Below are 21,507 nucleotides of genomic sequence, written 5' to 3'. Positions count from 1 at the left end.
TGGAGTGGATTCGTACCGTGAGCCAGCAAGCTACCCAGGCCCCTCCGGCCACCCGCAGCCGACTGCGTCGGGTGCTGCCCCTGCTGATCACCGCCTGGCTGGTGCTGGAGATCTGGCTGCTGACGGTGGTCGCCTCCGCGCTCGGCTGGTTCGTCGTACTGATGCTGCTGCTCGGCGGCGTCCTGCTCGGCGGCCGGCTGATCAAGGGCGCCGGGCGCCGGGCCCTGTCGGCCGCCTTGGAGCAGAGCCGCAACCCGCAGTCCAAGCAGCCGCAGACCGGCACCAGCCTGACGGTGCTGGCCGGTGTGCTGCTGATACTGCCGGGCTTCCTCTCCGACCTGCTCGGGCTCACCCTGCTCCTCCCGCCCACCAGGGCGCTCTGGCGTTCGGCGGGCCGGCGGCTCACCCGTACGGGGCCTCTCGCGGACGCCGTCCGTCTCCAGGAGCAGGTACGGATCCACCGTCCCGACGGCAAGATCATTCAGGGCGAGGTGGTCGACCCCGACGCCGGTCCGCGCCCGGACCCGGAGTACCGCCCGCCCGTCGCCGGTTAGCGGCCGACAGTACGACATGACGGAGGGCCCCTGGCTGTGAAGCCAGGGGCCCTCCGTCTACCTCCGCTGGGGCGAAAGTCTGGGTCAGGCGCTCTTGCGGGTGTCGCGCGGGTGAACCGCGAGGTTCATCCCGCCGGAGCGGAGCACGGCCAGCCGCTCGGCCAGCACCTCCTCCAGCTCCTCACGCGTGCGGCGCTCCATCAGCATGTCCCAATGGGTGCGCGTCGGCTTGGTCTTCTTCTCCTCCGGCTCATCGCCGTCGAGCAGTACTGCCTCCTGGCCGCAGAAACGGCATTCCCAGGCCGAGGGGATCTCCGCCTCAACGGAGAAGGGCACCTCGAATCGGTGTCCGTTCTGACATGCGTACTCGACGGTCTGGCGGGGAGCCAGATCGATTCCACGGTCGGTCTCGTAGCTAGTGGCCCCGAGTCGCGTGCCGCGGAGAGCTCGCTCGCTCATGAATCGTGCCTCCCGGGCTTATGGCCCACAGGACTAGTGGTCGCTGTCATCGTCGTTCGGTCAACGCTCGGCCTTCGACGAAGATTCCCGTCCCGGGATATGCGTCGCCTGTCGTGCCGCCCCTGTTTGTACCCATCATCGTCCGATTTGTCACATCTGAGCTAAATTATCACCCTGCGTATCACAAATTGTGCACACAGCGATCAAAATCCGCTCGGGGGTGACCCACCCTATCGGCGCGAGCCGGTCCCGCTCACCACACCGGATCGGGCCGCACCGCTGCGGCTTCCTTGCTGAGCCGTACGGTCGGTGCGGGCGCCTCGGTCCGGGTGTCCCGGTGCGGCAGCAGCGCGATCACCGCGTCCCGGTGCCGGGCCTGGGTCTCGTCGTCCAGCGGGTCCACCGTGACGGGTACCTGGAGGCGGACGGGCGTGGCGGCGCCGAGCCTGGCGTAGCCGCGTCCGGGGGCGGTCTGCGCGGCGGGGGCGATGTCCAGCGGCACGCCCAGCGCCTCCTGGGCCACCTCGGGGGTGGCCGGGCCCAGCACCACGCGGGCCCGGGTGGTGGCGCGGACACTGGGGGAGATCCGGTCGCGGGCCTCCAGGTCGTCGGCGATCACCACCGTCACCCGTGCCGCCCGGCCGTGCCGCAGCGGGACCTCCAGTAGCTCCTGCGGGTCCTGGCGGCCCTCGGCGTTGGCCAGCTCGCTCAGCTCGGTGGGGTGGTCGAGCAACAGCCAGAGCGGGCGGGTGACGTCCGCCGGGGCGGCGACCCCGTGGTGCCGCGCCGCGTTCAGGGCAGCCAGCCGCCGCTCGGTCTCCTGGGCCGCCCACTCCAGCGCGGCCAGCGCGCCGTGCAGGCTGGTCTCCACGGTGTGGACGCCGGGCCGGTTCACCAGGCAGGCGTGCTCGCCGGTGCCCGCGCCGTCGATCACCACCAGATCGCCGTGCGGCAGCGCCTGCAGGGCGATCGACCTGAGTAGCGTCGAGGTGCCGTAGCCCGGTGCGCCGAGGGCCAGCAGGTGCGGTTCGGCGGCCCGCGCCCCGGTCCGCCAGACCACCGGCGGCTGCTGGGAGGTGACGCCGCCCTGGTCGACCGGGATGGTCCGCCGGCTGCCGCGCCCGTCGGTGAACCCGAGCACGATCTCACCGGGTGCGGTCACGAACGGCTGCGCGACGATGTCGATGGCGAGCGGGGCCAGCGCGCTGACCCGCAGCCGGTTGGACTCCTCGTCCCAGTCGAAGAGGTACTCCCTGGCCCGGCCGGCCTTGCCCTGGACGACCTGCTCGATCCGGGCCCGCGCGGCGGGCTCGGTGTCGGTGAAGTACGGGGGGTAGCGCAGTTCGAGGGCGGCGAGCCGGCCCTCGTCGTCGAACTTCCAGGAGTCGAAGGCCGTCTTGTACTGGCCGTCGAGGCCGTAGAGCGGGGCGGCGTCGTCGAACCCGCCCAGGTACGGGGTCAACGCGGCGTACAGGGCGGCCAGCTTCAGGTCTGCGGTGTCCACCTGGGGCGCGGGCGGGGCCTTCGGCGCGCGGCCGACCCAGGCGGCGCTGGCCATCAGCGCGACCAGGGCGAACAGCGGTCCGTGCGGCAGCAGGGCGATGCCGAGCAGCATGGCGGCGGTCAGGAAGATCGTGGGCCCGCGCCGTTCCTTCGGGGTGGCGGCCCAGCGGGCCTTCGCCCAGTCGGCGTGGCTCCGCAGGCCGCGTCCGATGACGGTGACCGGCGCGAACATGTCGGAGGCGTGGTCGCCTGCGGTGCGGGCGAGGTCGCGACCTCTGCTGAGGTGACGGGTGAGGGACATTCCTGGACTCCCCGGGCGAGTGGGACAGCTGGCAGGGCGGGACGCGAAGGGGTGGAAGAGGGCCCGGGGCGGTTGGTATCCGCGCCCGGGCCGGTGCCGCAGGTGGGGAGAGAGCTCAGAACTTGAGGCCGCCGAGCAGGCTGGCCAGGCTTGCTCCGCCTGCCTGGATGCTGGGGGCGATCGACGAACCCGCGATGTAGAAGCCGAGAAGGGCACAGACGATCGCATGCGAGACCTTGAGGCCGTCCCGCCGGAAGAAGAGGAAGGCGATGGTGCCGAAAAGGACGATGCCGGAGATGGAGAGGATCATGCGTCTGCTCCTCGGAGAGGGGGGACAGGGACGACGGGAAAGGTGTTACCAAAAGTGCCCTTATCGTGACAAAAAGTAATAGATGATGGAACGTGTCAAACGGGTGTTTCTGTCCGGGGGTCGTCCGAGTGCGAAGAAGTTCGCTCGAACGGATGCGTTACCACCGGGCAGTCGTGTCGTCCGCTACGGTGCCGTTTGGCACGCACCAGACCGAGGAAGGCACTGACATGGCAGATTCCACCGAGCAGACCCCCGCCCCCGCTCCTGATGCCCAGGCTCCCGACAGCCGGACGCCGGACGCCGATGTGATCGAGCTGGCCGGCAAGCTCTTCGATGCGGCCCGCACCGGCGACACGGCGCTGCTCGCCGCCTACCTGGACGCCGGGGCCCCCGCGAACCTCTCGAACGACCGGGGCGACACCTTGGTGATGCTCGCCGCGTACCACGGCCACGCCGACACCGTGCGGGTCCTGGTGGAGCGCGGCGCCGACCCGGACCGGGTCAACGACCGGGGGCAGAGCCCGCTCGCGGGGGCCGTGTTCAAGGGCGAGGAGTCGGTGATCGCCGCGCTGCTCGCCGGTGGCGCCGATCCGCAGGCCGGTACGCCGTCCGCCGTGGAGACCGCCCGGATGTTCGGCAAGGACGACCTGGTGGCCCGCTTCGAAGGGCGCTGACCGGGCCGGTCCGGGGCGCCGGGCGGCGCGCCGTACGCTGATGACCATGGAGATACGCACGACCGGATACGGTCATCCGGATGCCGAGAAGCTGTCCGCCGAGGTTCAGCAGGAGTACGTCCGCCGCTACGGCGACGTCGATGTGACCGTGATGCACCCCGATCACTTCGACCCGCCGACCGGACTCTTCGTGGTCGCGTACCTCGACGACGAGCCGGTCGCCTGCGGTGGTTGGCGGGCCAAGGAGGCCGACGGGGACGGCGGCGGCCTGCTCGACGGTGACGCCGAGCTCAAGCGGATGTACGTGGTGCCGACGGCCCGTGGGCGTGGGCTCGCGCGCGCCGTCCTGCGCCACCTGGAGCTCACCGCCGAGCAGGCCGGCCGGACCCGGCTGGTCCTGGAGACCGGGACCGAGCAGCCGGAGGCCCTGGCCCTGTACGCCTCCGAGGGGTACGTGCCGATCACCAAGTTCGGCGTCTACCAGGACCACCCGCAGAGCGTCTGCCTGGGCAAGGGCCTCCCGGTCTGACGGTGCGGGTCGGGGGGCGGCGGGGGAGGGGCGCGTCACACTTCGTTTGTGTGCGTGCTTTTCCGTGGCCCGGTTGCGTAGCCTCGCAGCGGGTGCCGCAGTCCGACCGTGCGTCGCCTCACGCCGTTCGACGCCAGGAGACGCTGCATGCGGGACCGCCGTACCCACGCTGCCCCCAGCCACCCGAAGCGCACCCGTCGCGGGGTCGCCGCCTGCGCCGCGCTGCTCGCCGCCGGGGTGGCCGTGGTCACCGCCGGGTGCGGGCCGACCCACGGGATCTCGCAGGATGCCGCAGGGCCGGTGGCGGACGCCGTCTCGAGTGGGTCGGCGAGCCCGTCTGCGTCCGTGTCGGCGTCCGACCTGCCCTCGGCGTCGGACACGTCGGCTGCCACGGCCGATCCGTCCACCGCTCCCGCCGCGTCCGGCACGCCGACGCCCACCGGTGGTGTCCCGTCGACGCGGACCCCGACGTCCGGTACGCCGACGCCCGGTTCACCGACGGCCACCGTGCCGGGTGGGCCCGTGATACCCGTCATCGGGCACACCGCGTCGGGCGGGCGGTCCGTCGCGCTGACGTTCGACGACGGTCCGGGGCCGTTCACCGGGCAGATCCTGGACGTGCTGGCGCAGTACCACGTGCAGGCCACCTTCTGTGAGATCGGGCGGCAGGCCGCCGCCGACCCCGCGATGGTGAAGCGGATAGTCGCGGCGGGCCACCGGCTCTGTGACCACACGGTGGACCACCCGCAGCCGATGCACACCCTGCCGCACGACAAGCAGGTGTCCGAGATCGACGCGGCCGGCGCCATGATCACCAACGCGGCCGGGGACGGCACCAGGATCGGCTGGTTCCGCGCGCCGGGCGGTGACTTCACGGCGGAGAACAAGCAGATAGCCGCCCAGGCCGGCATGAAGTCGCTGGGTTGGTCGGTGGACACCCGCGACTGGTCCCGGCCGGGCACGCCCGCGATCCTGGCCGCCGTGCAGCAGGAGCTGAAGCCGGGCGGAGTCATCCTGATGCACGACGGGGGCGGCGACCGCAGCCAGACCGTCGCGGCGCTGAAGCAGCTCATCCCAGCGCTGACGGCCCAGGGCTACACCTTCGACTTCCCCGCCGGGTAGCAGGGGTAGCAGGGGTGGCTCCTGAGCGGAGCCGGAGCGGCGAGGCCCACCCCCGTGAGGCCCCGCCGCTCCACCTGCTCCCCGCCCCGGTCCGGCGTCCGGGGTGGGGGGTTCACGCCCCGGCCGCCGAGAGCGGCGGCGTCCGGGGCGTCCCTCGGGTGCCACCGGAGGGACGGGCCTGGTCGGCCTGTGATCACCATCCTGGACGGGGCCACTACTCGGCCCCTCTTCACCCGCTATCCGGCCTGCTGCTCCCCGGCTCCGACGCCGGCTCGGGCTCGGCCAGCCGCGCCGCCACCTCCTCGGCCTGCGGGCTGCCGATGGAGGCGAGCACCTGGGCCGCCTCGCGCCAGGACTCGCGGGCCTCGGCGTGCCTGCCCAGCCCGGCGAGCGCGAGCCCGATCTCGTCCAGGTTGTGGCCGACCCGCATCGGATTGCCGTCCCGGCGGGCCGCCGCCAGGGACTTCCTGCCGAGCGTCAACGCCTCCTCGAACTCGCCCAACCTGACCAGTACGAGGGCGAGTTGGCCTCGAGTGGTGTCCACCATGTGCTCGTTGCCGCTCGCCTCGGCGACCGCCAGCGCCTCGGTGAGCAGCCCCCGGGCCTCCTCGTGGTCGCCCAGGTCGGACCGGATCAGGCCCAGGGCGCCCAGCGCCCGCAGCAGCATGTAGTCGTCGCCGGCCTCGCGCGCCGCAGCCACCCCCTCGGTCTGGATGGTGCACGCCTCGGCCAGCCGCCCGAGCATGTACTCGAGGTTGCCGAGGTTCAGCCGCGCCAGGGCGGCCCGGCGGAGTTCGCCGAGCCGGACGAAGGTCGTGATCGCGCGCTCGAACGGCTCCCGGGCCTGCGGGTCGTGCCGCATCGAGTAGGCGATGGCCTGGTTTCCGGCGAGTGTGGCGGCCGCCAGCTCGTTCCCGACCGCCCGCGCCGCCCGCTCGCCGAGCCGCTGGGTCTCCAGCATCGTGTCGAGGCGGTGCCGCCGGGTCAGGTACCGGGCGAGCGAGGCCGACAGCTGCCAGACCACCCGGTGGTCGTCGCGTGCGGAGGCGAGCTGGATCAGCGAGGTCAGGTTCGCCAGCTCCTGGTCGAACCAGTCCAGTGCCCCGTCATGGTCCTCGAACGGCGCGGGGCCGCGCCAGACGTGCCGCAGGTCGCCCGGCAGCTGCGGGCTGCCCGGCTGGACGAGGTCCTGCGCGGCGGTTCCGACGCTGATGTACCACTCGAACATCCGGGTGAGCGCCGCGTCCCGCTCGGTGGCGGACAGCAGCCCGGACTCCCGGCTGTAGAGGCGTACCAGGTCGTGCATCGAGTACCGGTCCGGCCCGGCCTGGTCGAGCAGGTGGACGGCGTCCAGCTCGCGGAGCGTCTGCCGGACCCGGGGCGAGGCGGAGCCGCGCAGCAGCTCGCCGGTACCCGAGAGCGCCTCGGCCGCCGCCGAACCGATGCTCGCCCCTGGGTGCAGGCCGAGCAGCTGGAACAGCCGGGCCTGATCGGCGGTCAGCCGCATGCAGGTGTGGTCGAGCGCCCGGGACACCGTGTGGTCGTCGCCGGGCAGCCCGAGGCCCGCGAGCCGGTCCTCCTCCGGGGTGAGTTCGGCGGCCAGCCCGGAGAGCGGGGTCGCCGGGTCCTCGACCAGGCGGACGGCCGAGATCCGCAGGGCCAGCGGCAGCCCGCCGCACAGCCGGGCCAGATCCCGGGCGGCGTCCGGCGTGGCCGCGACCCGGTCGGCCCCGGCGATCCGGCCGAGCACCTCGACCGCCTCCTCGATGGGCAGCATCCCCAGCGGGACGGAGGCCGCCCCGGTGTCGGCCACCAGCCCGCCCAGCTTGCCCCGGCTGGTGACCAGGGTCAGGCAGCTCGCGGAGCCGGGCAGCAGCGACCGGATCTGCTGGTAGTCGTGGGCGTTGTCGAGCACCAGCAGCACCCGGCGGTCGGCCATGCTGGAGCGGTACAGGTCCTCCCGCTGCGACAGGTCGGCCGGTACCTGGTAGCCCGGCACCCCGAGCGCCATCAGGAAGCGCTCGAGTACGCGTCCCGGCACCTCCGGGTCCGCGCGGTCGTAGCCGTGCAGGTCGACGAAGAGCTGGCCGTCGGGGAATTCGGCGAGGCGGCTGTGGGCCCAGGAGAGCGCGAGCGCGGTCTTGCCCACCCCCGCAGGGCCGTTGACCACGGCGATCCGGGCCTCGCCGGCAGTCGGGTCCAACAGTAGGGAGAGCGAGGCCAGTTCGGCGGACCGCCCGACGAACCCGGCCGGTGGGCGGGGGAGTTGAGCTGGGCGCGGGACGTCGGAGGAGCTCCTGGGGGCCGGGGCGGGAGCGGGTTCGGAGGGTGCTGCCGAATGCTGCAGGGCGGTGTCACCCCGTAGCACCGCCGCCTCCAACTCGACCAGGCGGCGGCCCAGATCGAGGCCGTACTCCTCCGCCAGCAGCTTGCGCAGCGTGCTCACCACGGCCAGTGCGTCGGCCTGCCGCCCGCTGCGGTAGAGGGCCAGCGCGAGGCGCTCCGCGATCGACTCGCGGGCGGGGTACTGGTCCGACAGGGCCGTCAGCTCCGGGACCAGCTCCTGGTGCCGGCCGGCCCGCATCTCCAGGTCGGCGAGCAACTCGTGGGCGGCGAACCGCTCTTCCTCCAGCCGCACCCCGGCCGGTCCGGCGAAGGGCGCGTCCACGCCGGTCAGCGCCGCACCGCGCCACAGGCTCAGGCCGTCCCGCAGCGTCCTGACGGCCTCGACGTGCTGGTGCCGCTCGGCGAGCCCGCGCGCCCGGGCCAGCCGCAGCCGGAACTCCGCCGAGTCGAGGGCCCCCTCTGCGACGTGCAGCCGGTAGCCGGCGGCCTCCGAGGACAGCTGCCCGGCGAGCTCCTCGGGCAGCCCGCCGCGCAGCGCTGAGACGGCGGTGTGCACCTGGGCCCGGGCGGTCCGGGGCGGGCCCTCGGCCCAGAGGGCGTCCACCAGTTGGTCGATGCTCACCCGGCGGTTGGCGTGCAGCAGCAGGAAGGCGAGCACGGCCCGCCGCCTCGGACGGGCCACCTCGACGGGCCGGCCGTGGGAGTGGACTTCGAGCGGCCCGAGAATCGCATAGTTCATCTGAGTCATCAATCGCCTGGTCAGGACCCGTCCCCGTGGCTGTGGCCACCGCTTGTCCGGCGGCGGTCGCGAGTGTAGCCGTTGGGTGGGGCAGGACCGCCGACGGGTCCACGGCGTCCGGCTCGGAGCCGGTTCAGGTCCGGGAACGGGCCGAGGCCGCCCCGACGAATCGGGACGGCCTCGGTCTGTTACCGATGGTGCTTCTGGAACGTCAGTTCACCGGGTATCAGTTCACCGTGTAGGTGTACGGGATCGCGGCCAGGACGGAACCGGTGGTCCCGAGCTGGTTGTTCGCCGTGGCGATCCCGGTCGGCGCGGTCACCAGGTACAGGACGCCGCTGACGACGCTGCCCTTCGCGCCCGTGGGCGTGATGGTGACCTTCAGGGTGCCCTTGGCGCCCGGCTGGACGACGACGGGGTTGACCGCCGAGGCCAGGGCGTTCACCGAGAGGGCGAACGGGTCACCGGTGCTGGAGGTGAGCGCCGGGTCGAACGCCTGGGTGTGCGCGACGGCGGTGACCGTCGAGGTGCCGGCCGGCGCGCCGGCCGTCCCGAACGGGCCGATCTGCTGGACGTAGCTGGACCAGTAGCCCGCGACGATCGGCTCCTCGGCGCTGCCGGCGTCCTTCGCGACCGAGATCGTCGAACCGTTCTGTGCCTTCTTGAGGTCGCCGAACAGGTCGGGCGAACCCGTCGTGCCGGAGATCTCCAGCTGGGCCGGGACGGACGAGGCCGCCACGGCGGTCAGCTTGTCGGTGCCCGGGGGCACCAGGAAGCCGGGGATCGCGGAGCTTGCGCCCAGCGGCAGGCTGACCGTGCCGGAGGCGCCCTGCGGCACCAGCGGCAGGTCGACGCGGGAGGTCAGGCGGCCGTCGGCCTGGATCAGCTGCGCGGCGGCGGTGTTGTTGGTGTAGCTCACCGTCAGCGCGGTCGGGCGGCCTGCGGCCAGCTTGGTGTGGACGTTGTTCGGCAGACCGGGAACGGTCGCGACGTTCTGGTCGAGACCGATCCGGCCGGCGAACGGCTGGCTGAGCTCAGCGCCGCTGACCGGGTTGAGCACCACCAGGGCGAAGCGCCAGCGGCCGGCCGCCGGGTTCACGGCGGTGACCGAAAGGCCCGCGCCGGTGCCCGTCTGGGCGCCCTGGGCGTTGAAGAGCGCGTTGCTCTCCACGTCGATCGGCGTTCCGTTCGGGCTGATCAGCACACCCTGCATCAGCAGGTTGGCGTCCTTGCCGACCGTCAGGCCGACCCGGACGTCGTGCTTGCCCTTCGGCACGTCGAACGCGTAGGTGAAGCTCTGCGCGGGGGAGGAGGCCCGGGCGTTGCCGCCGGTGATCGTCCCGTTGAAGGTGCCGGTGTTGTGCGCGATGTCGACCAGGCTGCGCAGGATCACCGGAACGCTGGTGGTGTGGCCGTTCGAGCCGGACACGGTGACCGACTCGGTGGCGTCGCCGCTGTTCACCGGGGTGGTGAGCTGCACGTGCAGGGTCTTGGACTCGCCGGGAGCCAGGTCGGCCACCTGCGGGCTGACGTTGCCCGCCGGGACGGCGCGCTGGGTGGCGGTGTCCAGGACGACCGGACCGGTGAAGCCGTTGGTGCCGGCCGGGGTGTAGAGCACCGCCGTCCAGTCACCCGCGACCGGGTGCGGCACGTCCACGATGCCGAAGTTCGGCGAGACCGGGCCGCCCTGCGGACGGGTGTTGGTCTCGAACCGGCCGGACGGGTCCAGCAGGGTCATCCGGACGACCGGGGTGACGGTGTTGGCGCCCGACTGCTGGGACTTGCCCTGCCAGGCGATCGACGCCGCCAGCCGGTCCGCGCCGGCCGGGACGGTGAACTTGACCTGGTGCTGGACCCACGTGGCGCCGTTGGTGGCGTACTTGAAGGTCTGGTTCGAGGACGAGTCCAGCGCGACGGTCTGCTGCGAGTCCGCCAGCGGGGCGAAGGTGCGGGTGGCACCGCTCACCGTCTGCGGCTTGCTGCTCGTGTTGACCACCGTGATGTCGGCGGTGTGGTTCGAGCCCGCGTGGCCGGTGATGTCGACCTGACCGCTGGTCACCGCGACGGTCGAGCTGTGCTGCGCGCCGGAGCCGTTCTGGTAGCCCTCGGCGGCCTCGACGGCTGCACGCACGTTCAGCAGACCGGCGCCCTGCTCCTCGGCCGGCAGGCCGAGGTCCTGGGCGGTGCCGGTGAGCAGCTTCTTGACCAGCGCGGGGGCAGGGGAGGCGCCGCCGTGCGTGTTGCGGTACGCCTCGATGACGACCGCGGCTGCGCCCGCCGTCATCGGCGCGGCCTGGCTCGTCCCGCCGAAGGGCTGGATCGGGCTGGCGCCACCGGCGAAGTTGGTGCACTCGGTGTACTTGGTCAGGTCGGGCGTGCAGAGCGCCCAGTCCGACTCACCGGGGGCGACCAGGTCGACCGTCCGGCCGGCCTGGGTGATCCCGCCAGAGGAGAGCGCGGAGATCATGTTGTTCGCCCAGGTCCCGTTCGAGAACTGGAAGGCCGCGTACCCGGTCTGCGCGTAGTTCTGGCTGTCCGTGGACGCGCCGGCGGCGATCACGTTCGGGTCGGTCGCCGGGGCGCCGATGGTGCCGTTGATGCCCGCGTCACCGCTGGACACCGCGACGGTCACACCGGCGGCGACCGCCTGGTCGTTGAAGAGCGTGATGGTGTCGTGCGCACCGCTGTCGGGCGCGATGTTGCTGCCGAACGACTCGTTCAGCACGTCGACGTGCGCCACCGAGACGGCGTAGTCGATCGACTGCAGGATCGCGGAGTTCGGCAGGGTCTGGCCACCGGCCTTCAGGGCCACCAGCGAGGCGCCGGGCGCGATGCCCTTGATCCGGATGGTGCAGCCCTTGGGCAGCGGGTGCGAGGGGTTGACGAAGTCCGACAGGTCGTAGGACTCGCGGCCCTGCGCGATCATCGCCGAGGCGTCACCGAACGCCTCCGCCGCACCGGTCGGCGCGGCCGTACCGTCACCGGAGAAGTCCTGGTAGTCGACCACCGCGTGCGAGCCGTCGGGCCGGATGAAGTCCGGGTTGAGCGGGTCCAGGCCGTCCGCGATGTAGGCGACCTTCACCCCCTTGCCGTCGGCCAGCTCGTGGGCGCCCGGCGCGCCGGGAGTCCCCTCGGTGTGGGTGGAGTACAGCGCCTCGGGCTCCAGCAGGGGCTTCGAGGGGTCACTCGGGCAGACCGCGTTCGGCTGCTCGGTGCTGCCGGTGGTGGCGGCCGAGGCCGCGGCCTTCGGCGCCTTCGGCGCCTTCGACGCCGGGGCCGGTGCGGTGGGCGTCCCGGCGCCGGCGGAACCGGTGCTCGGCGGCGCGACCCGTACCGACTGGTCGGTGACCACGGAGGCGACCGAGGGGTCGGCCTCCAGGGCCGCACGCAGCGCGGGGCTGACCGTGGCGGAGAAGGCGTTGCCGACCACGAAACTCTTGATGTTACGGCCGCCGTTGGCCTTGACCTTCGCCAGCAGCGGGGCCTGCGCGGACGCCGTCCGCTGCTTCCGGGCGCCGAGGTGACCGGAGTCGGCCGGGGCGCTCGGTATCTGGTCCTTGAGGATCACGATCACCGCTGTCGGCGCTCCGCTGTCCGAGAGCGCGAGCGCGTTCGGAGCGGGAATGGCCGTGCTGCCGCTCGCGGTGGTCCCGAAACTGAGGACCAGCGAGGCGGCGGTGATGGTGACCGCTGCTGTTAGCTGCGCTTTGCGCCAGCCGATCATGAACATCCCTTCGCCTGATAAGACGTCAGGGGGCAGGCCAGGGCGCGCGCTCCGGGGTCGGACGCGTGCATGATCCCGGAACGCCGGTCCCGACAAGCTCACGCATTCCAGCGCATGTGGTGCTGCCGGGACAAGGGGTTGGCGTACGCAGAATTATGGCTGACCCATATCGTCAATGTTCGATTCGGTGTTTCCGCAGTTCACGGGGGGTTGCCTGCCCGAGGAGCGGGGCAGAACTTGATCAGTTCGAAACATTCCGCAGCGTTATGAACCACGCGGGATCAGTGACTGACGATATGTCATGTTGTCGATAAAAATATGGTTTGACACGTCGGGTGGGAGCGTCAGCCCCCGTTCGGCCCCTGTCGGCTGCCTGTCGGTTCCGGTTCGGCCCTCGATCGGGCAGCCCCAGACCGGGCAGCCCCGACCGAAGCCGGCGTCAGCGCGCCCGCGCCTCGCGGAGTTCGAGCACGACGGCCCAGATGACGGAGACGACGGGCAGCGAGACGGCCGCGCCGATCACACCCGCGAGGATTCCGCCGGCCGTCACCGACAGTGCGATCACCACCGGATGGATCCGTACCGCCCAGCTCATGACGACCGGGTGCAGCACGTGTCCTTCGATCTGGCCGATGACGACGATCAGCGCCAGCACGATCAGCGCGGTCACCGGCCCCTTGGCCGCCAGCGCGACCACCGCCGCGACGGCCATCGCGATGGGCGACCCGATCAGCGGGATCAGCGTTGCGAAGAACTCCAGCACGGTCAGCGGCAGCGCCAGCGGGACACCCAGGACGGTGAGCGCGATGCCCACCAGGATGGCGTTGCTGGCGGCGACGATCATGATCCCCCGGGTGTAGCCCGCGAAGCTCCGCCACCCGGCCCGGCCCGCCAGGCTCCAGCTCCGGCGGGCCGAGGCGGGCAGCTGACGCTCCGCCCAGTGCCACATCGCATCGCCCGAGTGGATGAAGAAGATCGAGCAGAACAGCGCCAGGGCCGCGCCGGTGACGGCCTCGACCACGCGGGTGGCCTCGCCCACCGCCGTGCTGATCAGGGTGGACCGGTGCGCGGAGACGAACGAACTGACCTTGCTCCGCAGCCCCGAGACCGCACTCGGCCGAACGTGGAACGGAGCCCCTTCGAGCCAGCGGTCGATCCGGTCCAGGCCGCCCCGGAACTCGTGGCCCAGGCTGCTCCACTCCCCGGCCACGGTCGCGCCCACCAGGCTGAGCAGCCCGGCGATCAGCAGCAGCGCGCCGAGGATCGTCACCAGTACGGCGAGCTCACGCGGCATCACCTTGCCGGCCAGGTCGGCGGCCGGCCGGAGGATCGCCGTGATCACCAGCGCGGCGAAGACCGCGACCACGGGCAGCACCAGCCGTCCCAGCAGCACCAGGACCGCGTAGAGCGCGGCGCCGACCACCAGCAGCCGCCAGGCGTACCCGGCCGCGCGCTGCAGTCCGGGGACGATCCTCGGTGCGGCCCGTCCTCGCTGCGGCGCGGTCGCGGGCCGGACGCGCGGCCGGGCGGGGCGGGTGTGCGGAGCGGGCCCGGGGTGCCGGGCCGACCTCTCTCTCATCCCGGCTCACCTCCCGTCACATCTCGTCCCGTCAGGTCCAGGTCCAGATCCAGTCACGTCGCGCCTCGTCCCGGTGGCATTCCGGGCGGAGCAGCAGCCACCACAGTAGGCAGGAGCACCGGCGTGGCGCAGCTCGCGCCTCGCCGGTACGGGCATCCGAGTCGTGTCGGTGCGGGCGTGACCGGCGGGGGCGGGAAGACTGGGAAGATGCCCGATGTCCATGGTGCGGTGACCTCGCTGATGGAACGCCGTAAGGACCCGGTCGTCGTGCAGACGGTGCGGGCGACCGTGGCGGCGACGCTCTCGTACGCCGTCGCGGTACGGCTGAGTTCCGAGCCGGCCCCGCTGACCGCGCCGCTCACGGCGCTGCTCGTCGTCCAGGTCACCCTCTACTCGACGCTCACCACCGGCATCCGGCGGGTGAACTCCGTGGTGGTCGGGGTGCTGATCGCCATCGGGTTCAGCTCGGTGGTCGGCCTGTCCTGGTGGAGCCTGGGCCTGATCATCCTGGCGTCGCTGACCATCGGGCAGTTCGTCCGGGTCGACGAGTTCGTCAACGAGGTCGCGATCAGCGCGATGCTGGTGCTCGGGGTGACCCGGCTGGCCTCCCAGGCGTGGGACCGGGTGCTGGAGACGTTGATCGGGGCCGGGGTCGGACTGATGTTCAACTTCCTGTTCGCGCCGCCGGTGTGGCTGGACACGGCGGCGGAATCCATCGAGGACCTGGCCCGCCGCACCCGCCATCTGCTGCTGAGCATCGCCGAGGAGCTGGGCAGCCCGGTTCCGGTCGAACGCGCCGCCGGCCGGCTCCACGAGGCCCGTCTGCTCGACCAGGCCATCGCCGAGGTCGACGCCGCGCTGCGCCAGGCGGAGGACAGCCTCCGGCTGAACCCGAGGATCACGGAGGGGCTGCTCGCCCGGCTCGTGCTGCGCACCGGGCTGGACACGCTGGAGATCTGCGTGGTCGTGGTGCGCGTGCTGGCCCGCTCGCTCACCGACCTCGCCAAGCGGCGGGAACCGGGCGAGCTGCTCTTCCCGGCGGAGGTCGCGGTGGCGCTGGAGGAACTGCTCGCATACATCGGCGCGGCCCTGGTCAGCTTCGCCGTGCTGGTGACCACCCCCGTCAGCAGCAACGCCGACGAGGCCGAAGCCCGCCTGACCGCAGAACTCTCCGCCGCCTGGCACAGCCGCGAGCAGGTCGCGCAGATGCTGCTGCGGCGGGTCCAGCAGCATCCGCACGCCTGGCAGCTGCACGGTTCGCTGCTCGCCGAGGTCGACCGGATCCTGGACGAGCTGGACCTGGAGCACCGCTCCCGCCGCCTGATGGAGGAGCTGGACCGTGCCACCGTGGCACACCACGAGAGGTTCACCCGGCTCGGCCGGCTCCGCCGCTTCGCCCGTGGCGAGCAGCTGCGCCGCCGGGGGTGAGGGCCTGTGTCCGGTGGGCGCCGGAGCCGGCATCCGGCGGCGCTGCGGGTGGGTCTCCGGTAACGTGACAGCAAGTCAGCTGGCTTCCGGCGTCGGGGGAGTGGATGGACAACCACGGACGTTTCGCAGACCGGGGCGAGTCGGGTGCGGTCCGGATGGACGGGGTCACCGTCCACGGCGACGCCTACCAGATCGGCCGGGTCCACGGCGGCATCACCGTCAACATCAACGTGCCGCCCACCGCGCGGACTCGGCAGGCGGAGCCGCCCGATGACGTCCCGGGGGACCTGTCCGGTTTCGTCAACCGCATCGAGGAGCTCGCGCGGCTGGCCTTATGGCTCGACGCCGGTACGACCGGCGCGGTGGCGGCGGCCCTGGTGAGCGGCCTGCCGGGGGTCGGCAAGCGGGCGACGGTCCGCCGGCTCGCGCAGAGCGTCCGGGAGCGCTTCCCGGACGGGCAGCTCTACGTCGACTTCGCGGTGTCCGCCGGCGGGGTGGGCGGGAACGCCGCCGAGGCGCTGGCGGTGTGCCTGAAGAGGCTGGGCCAGGCCGAGGAGTACCTGCCGAACAGCGTCGAGGACCGGTTGCTGGAGTACCGCCGGCTGTCGGGCGGGCGGCGGCTGCTGGTGGTGCTGGAGAACGTGACGGAGCCGTCCCAGGTGCGGATGCTGACGCCGAAGGGGGCGGGCAGCGCCGTGGTCGCCACCAGCGACCTCCAGCTCGGGGAGCTGAGGCTCGACAAGGTGCGGCTGATGAAGCTGGCGCCGCTGGACGACGCGGCCTGCCTGGAGTTGCTGGCGGTGCTCTGCGAACCCGAGCGGGTCGAGGCCGAACCGGACGCGGCCCGCGGCGTCGTCCAACTGTGCGCCGGGCTGCCGGTCGCCCTGCACCTGGTGGCGGCGCGGCTGGCGATGCAGCCGCACCTCACCCTCGCGGCGGTGGCCCACGAACTCTCGGACGAGTCGGCCAGGCTGTCGGCGATGACCGTGCGGACCACTGAAGGGGAGAGCAGCGTGTCCAGTGCCTTCGAGCTCGCCTACCGTACCCTGACGCCCGATCAGGCCGGGCTCTACCGCGTGCTGGGCGTCCTCCCGACGCCGAGTTTCGACGCGGGCGCGGTGGCGGCGGCGGTCGGTGCCGAAACCTCCGCCGTGCAGCTGCAGCTGGCGGAGCTGGTCCGGACGAGCCTGCTGGAGGCGACCCCGGACGGGCGCTACCACCTGCACGACCTGGTCCGGCTGCACGCCCGGCAGTGCGCCCAGCGGGACGCCACCGAGGAGGAGCGGGCCGAGGCGGTACGCCGACTGGTGACGCACTACCTGGCCCTGACCGCGCTCGCGGACCGGGCGATCCGGGCCGACCGGCTGCGGATCGCCGACCTGCGGGAGCTGCTCCGGGACGCACCGGACCCGTTCGCGCAGGCCGGCCCGGCCGCCGGCCGGTTGGCCCTGGCCTGGCTGGAGGCCGAACGCGCCTCGATCCTCGCGGTGCTGCGCGCGGGCCTCCGGCACGGCCTGTACCGGCAGACCTGGCAGCTCGCCGAGGCGTTCACCGCCCTCTTCCTGCACCACCGCCACCTCGGCGACTGGCGGGAGTCCCTCCAGCTCGGAGTGGACGCGGCGGTCGCGGACGACAACGGCAAGGGTGACCCGGCCGCCGAGGCCCGACTGCGGAGCCTGCTGTCGCGCCCGCTGCTCGACCTCGGGGAGGACGACCGGGCCAGCCGGGAGCTGGAGACGGCCGTCCTGCGCGCGGACGAGTCGGGGCGGCTGCTGCTCCGGGCGTCGGTGCAGGAATTCCTCGGCCGCTACTGGGAGCGGCGGGACCCGACCCGCGCGGTCGCCGTCTTCGAGGAGTCGCTGCGGCTGAACCGGGAGGTCCCGGACCGGCGAGGGGCGGCGGTGGCCGGCTTCTTCCTCGGCTGCGCGCTGGACGCCGACGGCCGTACCGAGGAGGCGGCCGCGACGCTGCGGTGGGTCATCGAGGAGTTCGACAGCCTGGCGGACGAGGACCGGCGGATGGCGGCCCGGGCGCTCGCCGCCCTGGGCCGGGTCCGGGCCCGTCTCGGCGACACCGACGGCGCCCGGAGCGACCTCGAACGGGCGGTGGAGGCCCTGCGGGCCACCGACGCCTCGCACTACGAGGCACGGACCCGGATCGCGCTCGCCGACCTGCTCGAAGGCACGACGGGGGACCGGGGCGGCGCCCGTGGCCACCTGGTCCGTGCGCTGGAGATCTTCGAGCAGGGCGGCAGCCCGGACGCGGACGAGCTCCGGCGCAGGATCGACGGCGGGTGACGCTCCCTCAGTCGGACCGGTCCGCGTGTACGCGCAGGCGCAGGGTGAGCGGCTGCGCCGGTCCGGGGGCGGTTCCGGTCCGTACGGTCCAGCGGCTCCGGTCGAGCGGGAGGTCCGCCCGCAGGCAGGCGTAGACGGCGGCGACACCGTGGTCTCCGGTTCGTGCCCCGGAGACCTCGACGAGCCGGCCGTCCCGTAGCCCGACCAGGTGTCCGCCGGTGGTGTCCGGAGTGCTGGTGTCCAGGGTGGTGATGTCCAGGGTGGCGGCGGCCAGGAGGCTGCCGGGGTGGGTGGCGAGGATCTCGGCGATCCGGGCCGCTGCGCTGGGTGCGTCGAGTGGTGTGCGCTCGATCAGGACGGAGGCGTTGAGCGCGAGTTTCGGGTCGGGCTCGTCCGTGTCGCAGGCCAGGTAGCGGAATTCGTCCGGGGCCTCGTCGACTCGGCGGGCGAGCGCGGCGGGGTAGCGCTCCATGCTCAGGGTTCGACTGGCTGACGATTCGTCAGGAACTGTTCCCAGGTGCAGCGACACCGAAGTCGCGGTGACGGCACTTCGCTGGGTCTGCGGCGCCGGGAACGCGCGCACGGGCGTCGGGCCGGTCGGCTCCGCCAGGTCCAGCAACTCGCAGACGAGGGAACGCAGTCGCGCCATCGCCTGCCCCGGATCGGCGAACGCCCGTCCGGCGAGCGCGGCCCACCGGTCGGGGTCGTTGGTGTCGATGGCGCGTTCGAGCTGGGTCCGAAGCGGCGCGCGAGGGTCCAACCGAGGTGCGGTACGGCCGAGTTCGGCTCCGGCGGTGCCCGGTACCAGGTCCTCGCCGAAGGTGGCGAGCATGGTGGGCCGGCCCAGGGACGCGCCGTACAGCGTCACCGAACCGTGGTCGCCCACGACGGCGGAGGCGGCGACCACGGCAGCCTGCCAGCCGCGCGTGGGCGGGACGATCAGCAGCCCGGCCTCCAGAGCAGCGGATTGGAGCGCGCGGATCTGCCAGGCGCCGTGCGCCGACCAGACATTGGGGTGGAGTACGACGGCGACCCGGTACTCGTCGAGCGGCAGCTCGGCCAGCAGCCGGGCGGGCAGCTCGGGGTCCCGGGCGATCAGCGACGTCGGCCCCCAGGTCGAGCTGACCACCACCAGACGCTTTCCCGGCTCCACCCGCAACGCCCGTAGATAGGCCGCACGTTGCGGCAGGCTCGCGATCAGCCGGTCGTAACACGGGTCGCCGACCAGCTCGGTGCATCCCGCCGCCTCCGGGTGGGCCTCGATCAGTTGGGCCTCCTGGTCCGGGTGCGAGATCGCCAGCCGCGTCCGCTTCAGCAGCCGCTCCGGCACCACGCCGGACAGCCGCGTACGGGTGCTGCGGGAGTCCGGGACCAGCTTCTGGAAGCCGATCCCGTGCGGCAGCACGAGCACCGGGCAGTCCCCGTCGGGGAGGTCGAGATTCTCGCTCGCCGACAGGATCAGGTCGGGCGAGATCTCGGCCAGCTGCTCCCAGGGCAGGATCCGGCAGCCGGAGTCGCGCAGCAGGTCGAGGACACCGTCGCTGAACGCGGAGGTCGGATCGTAGGCGAACACGACGGAGACGCGGTCGTCACCGCGCAGCAGGTCGGGCAGCACCTCCAGCACCCGCACGGTCGAGGTGACGGTACGGGCCACGACCACGAGGGTGCGCAGGCTCTGGAAGGTCCGCCAGCGCCACGGGTCCGTACCGACCGGGACCCGTAGCCGCGCCACCCTACTGTCCACACTCGCCCCGGCTACTCAGACCGACTTCGCGGCTCGCGGCTCGCGGCTCGCGGCTCGCGGCTCGCGGCTCGCGGCTCGCGGCTCGCGGCTCGCGGCTCGCGGCTCGCGGCTCGCGGCTCGCGGCCATGCTTACCGTAGTGGGGGTGATCGGGCAACTCCGGTACCTCGGTTCTTCCAGGCGGGCGAGAACCAATATCGTAGGGCGGCGCGAGGTCGAGCCCCGCACGCCGGCCGCAGGTACTACCAGGATTCCCTGCAGAGATCACGGGATGGCAGTATCCATTGAAGGATCGTCGGAGGATCCCTACGCTGGGGGCGGAGGCCCCGTCGTGGGCAGGGCACTGGGGGAGGGGCGGTGCCGGTGCGGCGCTTACCGGGACGATGGAGAGCAACGCGGGCCCTGCGGTTGCTGGTTGTGTCGGCGGTGGTCCTGCTGCCGGCCTTCGCGGGGGCGCAGAGCGGGCCGCCCAGGGTGCGCGGTCTGAGCGTCGGCTCCGCTACCGTGGCCAGCACCGGAGTCGCTGCCGTGCCGGCCTGTGACCCGCTGGCGAGCCTGCATCCGATGGACCCCCTGCCTCCGCCCGGTGCCCCGATGCCTTCCGGTTCGACCATGCAGCGCATCCAGAGCCGGGGCCGTCTGATCGCCGCCGTCGACCAGAACTCCTACCTCTGGGGCTATCGCGATCCGCAGACCGGGACCCTCCAGGGCTTCGACATCGATCTGGTCCACGAGATCGCCCGCAGGCTGTTCGGGGACCCGAACCGAGTCGACTTCCGTACCGTCAGCTCCGCGCAGCGGCTCACCGTGGTGGCCTCGGGCGAGGTCGACCTCGCCGCCGACTCGATCACCATCAACTGTGCGCGGGAGCAGCAAGTCGCCTTCTCGACGGATTACTTCGACGACGGTCAGCGGGTGCTTGTCAGCCGGGGATCCGGGGTTCGCAACCTGGCCGACCTGGCCGGTCGCAAGGTCTGCGCGGCCACCGGGACCACCTCCATCGCCGAACTGGCCGCAGCCCGCCCGCCGGTGGTCCCGGTCGGGGTGGCGGACTGGACGGACTGCCTCGTACTGCTCCAACTCGGCCAGATCCAGGGGATCTCCACGGACGAGCACATCCTGCAGGGGCTTCAGGCCCAGGACCCGCAGACCGAACTCGTCGGCCCCGCCTTCACCGCCGAACCGCACGGCCTGGCCATCGCCCGGGAGAACACCGACCTCGTGCGCTACACGAACGCCGTGCTGGACCAGATCCGCACCGACGGCACCTGGCAACGGCTCTACGAACGCTGGATGGGCCGCTTCGGCCCGACTCCGCAGCCCCCCATGCCCCGGTACGCGGGCTGAGGCCGGTCGGTCCAAGCCCGGCCGGAGCGCACTGGGAGTGCAGACCCGGACCGGACGGCAGAGACTGGGGGGCGTGAACGAGAACAGCTACCGAGGGCTGGCGACCGTGCTGCACAGCGGCTTCGAGATCGTCGTGCATGCCGACCTGTCCGTCCACCGCTCCTCGGACGGCGGCCCGGGTTGGGGCGGCCACCTCCAGGCGGACCGGGACGAGGACTTCGAGCTGATGGGGGACGTGCGCAGCGGGCAGGTGCGCCTCCCGGACGGGCGGGAGGGCGACTTCGTGCGGACGGACGGCAGTACGGGGGCCGGGGCTCTGGAAATCACCGGTAGCGGTCCGGCCCCGTTCTGACGTTCTGACGTTCCGCGCGAGTGTCCCGCGTCGGGGATCACGGCGACGCGCGATGTCGGCTCACTGGGCCCACGGCGGCGGGAAGGTCGCGTCACCGACCGTGGCCTTCATCCCGACCGAGGTCGCTGCGGTCAGCGTCGCGGGGTTCTCCGAGCCGGCGTTGCGGATCTGCAGCAGGGTACGGGCGGGGACGATGATCGCGTCACCGCTCCCCGCGCTGAGCTCCTGGCCGCCGACGGTGGCGCAGACCTGGCCGGTGATCACGACAAAGACCTCTTCGCGGTCCATCGAGTGGACCTCGCTGGCCGCGCCCGGCGCGATCTCCAGCGCCCAGAGCGCCAGTTCGGTACTCCCTCGGGACGGTACGGCCAGCGGTCGGAAGGTGAAGCCGTCGCGCGCGAACACCTTGGCGTCGGCAAGAGTCGACAAGGGCATGGGTCTCTCCAGGGGAAGTTGGGAAGTAGTCAACTGGACTGACTAATTCGACCCTAGGGCGGACCC

Annotated in this window: 16 protein-coding genes; 8 read left to right on the top strand and 8 right to left on the bottom strand. The window is 72.4% G+C overall.

The features are described 5' to 3' along the window. Positions 1-17 precede the first annotated feature (17 nt). Positions 18-554 (top strand): FxsA family membrane protein, encoded by a 537-nt coding sequence (gene fxsA / locus P3T29_RS16765; RefSeq protein ID WP_280717272.1) that lies wholly within the window; start codon positions 18-20, stop codon positions 552-554. Positions 555-638: 84 nt separating this feature from the next. On the opposite strand, the gene P3T29_RS16760 is transcribed toward fxsA, so the two are convergent. The 3 genes from P3T29_RS16760 to P3T29_RS16750 all read right to left on the bottom strand — a co-directional run bounded on the left by P3T29_RS16760 (position 639) and on the right by P3T29_RS16750 (position 3,127). Next, complete coding sequence (locus P3T29_RS16760; RefSeq protein WP_030396357.1) at positions 639-1,013, bottom strand: RNA polymerase-binding protein RbpA; 375 nt, start codon at positions 1,011-1,013, stop codon at positions 639-641. A gap of 253 nt (positions 1,014-1,266) precedes the next feature. Beyond that, positions 1,267-2,817 carry an FtsK/SpoIIIE domain-containing protein gene (locus P3T29_RS16755; protein WP_280717271.1) on the bottom strand — a complete coding sequence of 517 codons (1,551 nt, stop codon included), beginning with the start codon at positions 2,815-2,817 and terminating at the stop codon, positions 1,267-1,269. A gap of 115 nt (positions 2,818-2,932) precedes the next feature. Beyond that, positions 2,933-3,127 (bottom strand): hypothetical protein, encoded by a 195-nt coding sequence (locus P3T29_RS16750; RefSeq protein ID WP_280717270.1) that lies wholly within the window; start codon positions 3,125-3,127, stop codon positions 2,933-2,935. 227 nt (positions 3,128-3,354) lie between these two features. Between P3T29_RS16750 and P3T29_RS16745 the strand changes: the two genes are divergently transcribed. The 3 genes from P3T29_RS16745 to P3T29_RS16735 all read left to right on the top strand — a co-directional run bounded on the left by P3T29_RS16745 (position 3,355) and on the right by P3T29_RS16735 (position 5,452). Next, a complete protein-coding gene (locus tag P3T29_RS16745; RefSeq protein ID WP_280717268.1) occupies positions 3,355-3,801 on the top strand; it encodes an ankyrin repeat domain-containing protein in 447 nt (148 codons plus the stop codon). 46 nt (positions 3,802-3,847) lie between these two features. After that, the gene (locus tag P3T29_RS16740; protein ID WP_280717267.1) at positions 3,848-4,330 is read left to right on the top strand and encodes a GNAT family N-acetyltransferase; all 483 of its coding nucleotides are present in this window, start codon (positions 3,848-3,850) and stop codon (positions 4,328-4,330) included. Between the two features lie 147 nt (positions 4,331-4,477). Further along, positions 4,478-5,452, top strand: a complete 975-nt coding sequence (locus P3T29_RS16735) for a polysaccharide deacetylase family protein (RefSeq protein WP_280717266.1) — start codon at positions 4,478-4,480, stop codon at positions 5,450-5,452. Between the two features lie 229 nt (positions 5,453-5,681). On the opposite strand, the gene P3T29_RS16730 is transcribed toward P3T29_RS16735, so the two are convergent. From P3T29_RS16730 to P3T29_RS16720, 3 genes are all read right to left on the bottom strand, one after another. Continuing rightward, on the bottom strand, positions 5,682-8,537 hold the full coding sequence (locus P3T29_RS16730) for a BTAD domain-containing putative transcriptional regulator (RefSeq protein WP_280717265.1): 2,856 nt from the start codon (positions 8,535-8,537) through the stop codon (positions 5,682-5,684). A gap of 226 nt (positions 8,538-8,763) precedes the next feature. Further along, positions 8,764-12,261, bottom strand: coding sequence for a S8 family serine peptidase (locus tag P3T29_RS16725; RefSeq protein ID WP_280717264.1), 3,498 nt, complete (start codon positions 12,259-12,261; stop codon positions 8,764-8,766). 439 nt (positions 12,262-12,700) lie between these two features. Then, positions 12,701-13,840, bottom strand: coding sequence for an AI-2E family transporter (locus tag P3T29_RS16720; RefSeq protein WP_280717263.1), 1,140 nt, complete (start codon positions 13,838-13,840; stop codon positions 12,701-12,703). Positions 13,841-14,047: 207 nt separating this feature from the next. Between P3T29_RS16720 and P3T29_RS16715 the strand changes: the two genes are divergently transcribed. Then, positions 14,048-15,268, top strand: a complete 1,221-nt coding sequence (locus tag P3T29_RS16715; RefSeq protein WP_280717262.1) for an aromatic acid exporter family protein — start codon at positions 14,048-14,050, stop codon at positions 15,266-15,268. Between the two features lie 104 nt (positions 15,269-15,372). Next, a complete protein-coding gene (locus P3T29_RS16710) occupies positions 15,373-17,565 on the top strand; it encodes an NB-ARC domain-containing protein (protein ID WP_280717261.1) in 2,193 nt (730 codons plus the stop codon). A 7-nt stretch (positions 17,566-17,572) separates the two neighbouring features. Here the strand turns inward: P3T29_RS16710 and P3T29_RS16705 are convergent, their stop codons facing one another. After that, entirely contained in the window at positions 17,573-19,297 is a 1,725-nt protein-coding gene (locus P3T29_RS16705) for a hypothetical protein (RefSeq protein ID WP_280717260.1), read from the bottom strand. A gap of 622 nt (positions 19,298-19,919) precedes the next feature. Here P3T29_RS16705 and P3T29_RS16700 point away from each other — a divergent pair. Next, complete coding sequence (locus P3T29_RS16700) at positions 19,920-20,654, top strand: glutamate ABC transporter substrate-binding protein (RefSeq protein WP_280717259.1); 735 nt, start codon at positions 19,920-19,922, stop codon at positions 20,652-20,654. 73 nt (positions 20,655-20,727) lie between these two features. Next, complete coding sequence (locus P3T29_RS16695; RefSeq protein ID WP_280717258.1) at positions 20,728-21,006, top strand: DUF4873 domain-containing protein; 279 nt, start codon at positions 20,728-20,730, stop codon at positions 21,004-21,006. A gap of 60 nt (positions 21,007-21,066) precedes the next feature. Here the strand turns inward: P3T29_RS16695 and P3T29_RS16690 are convergent, their stop codons facing one another. Further along, positions 21,067-21,441 carry a cupin domain-containing protein gene (locus P3T29_RS16690; protein ID WP_280717257.1) on the bottom strand — a complete coding sequence of 125 codons (375 nt, stop codon included), beginning with the start codon at positions 21,439-21,441 and terminating at the stop codon, positions 21,067-21,069. Between the last annotated feature and the right edge of the window lie 66 nt (positions 21,442-21,507).

The organism is Kitasatospora sp. MAP5-34 (assembly GCF_029894335.1).
GTDB lineage: Bacteria > Actinomycetota > Actinomycetes > Streptomycetales > Streptomycetaceae > Kitasatospora.
Note: the sequence above shows the minus strand (reverse complement) of the source record. Positions and strands in the feature narration are given on the sequence as shown.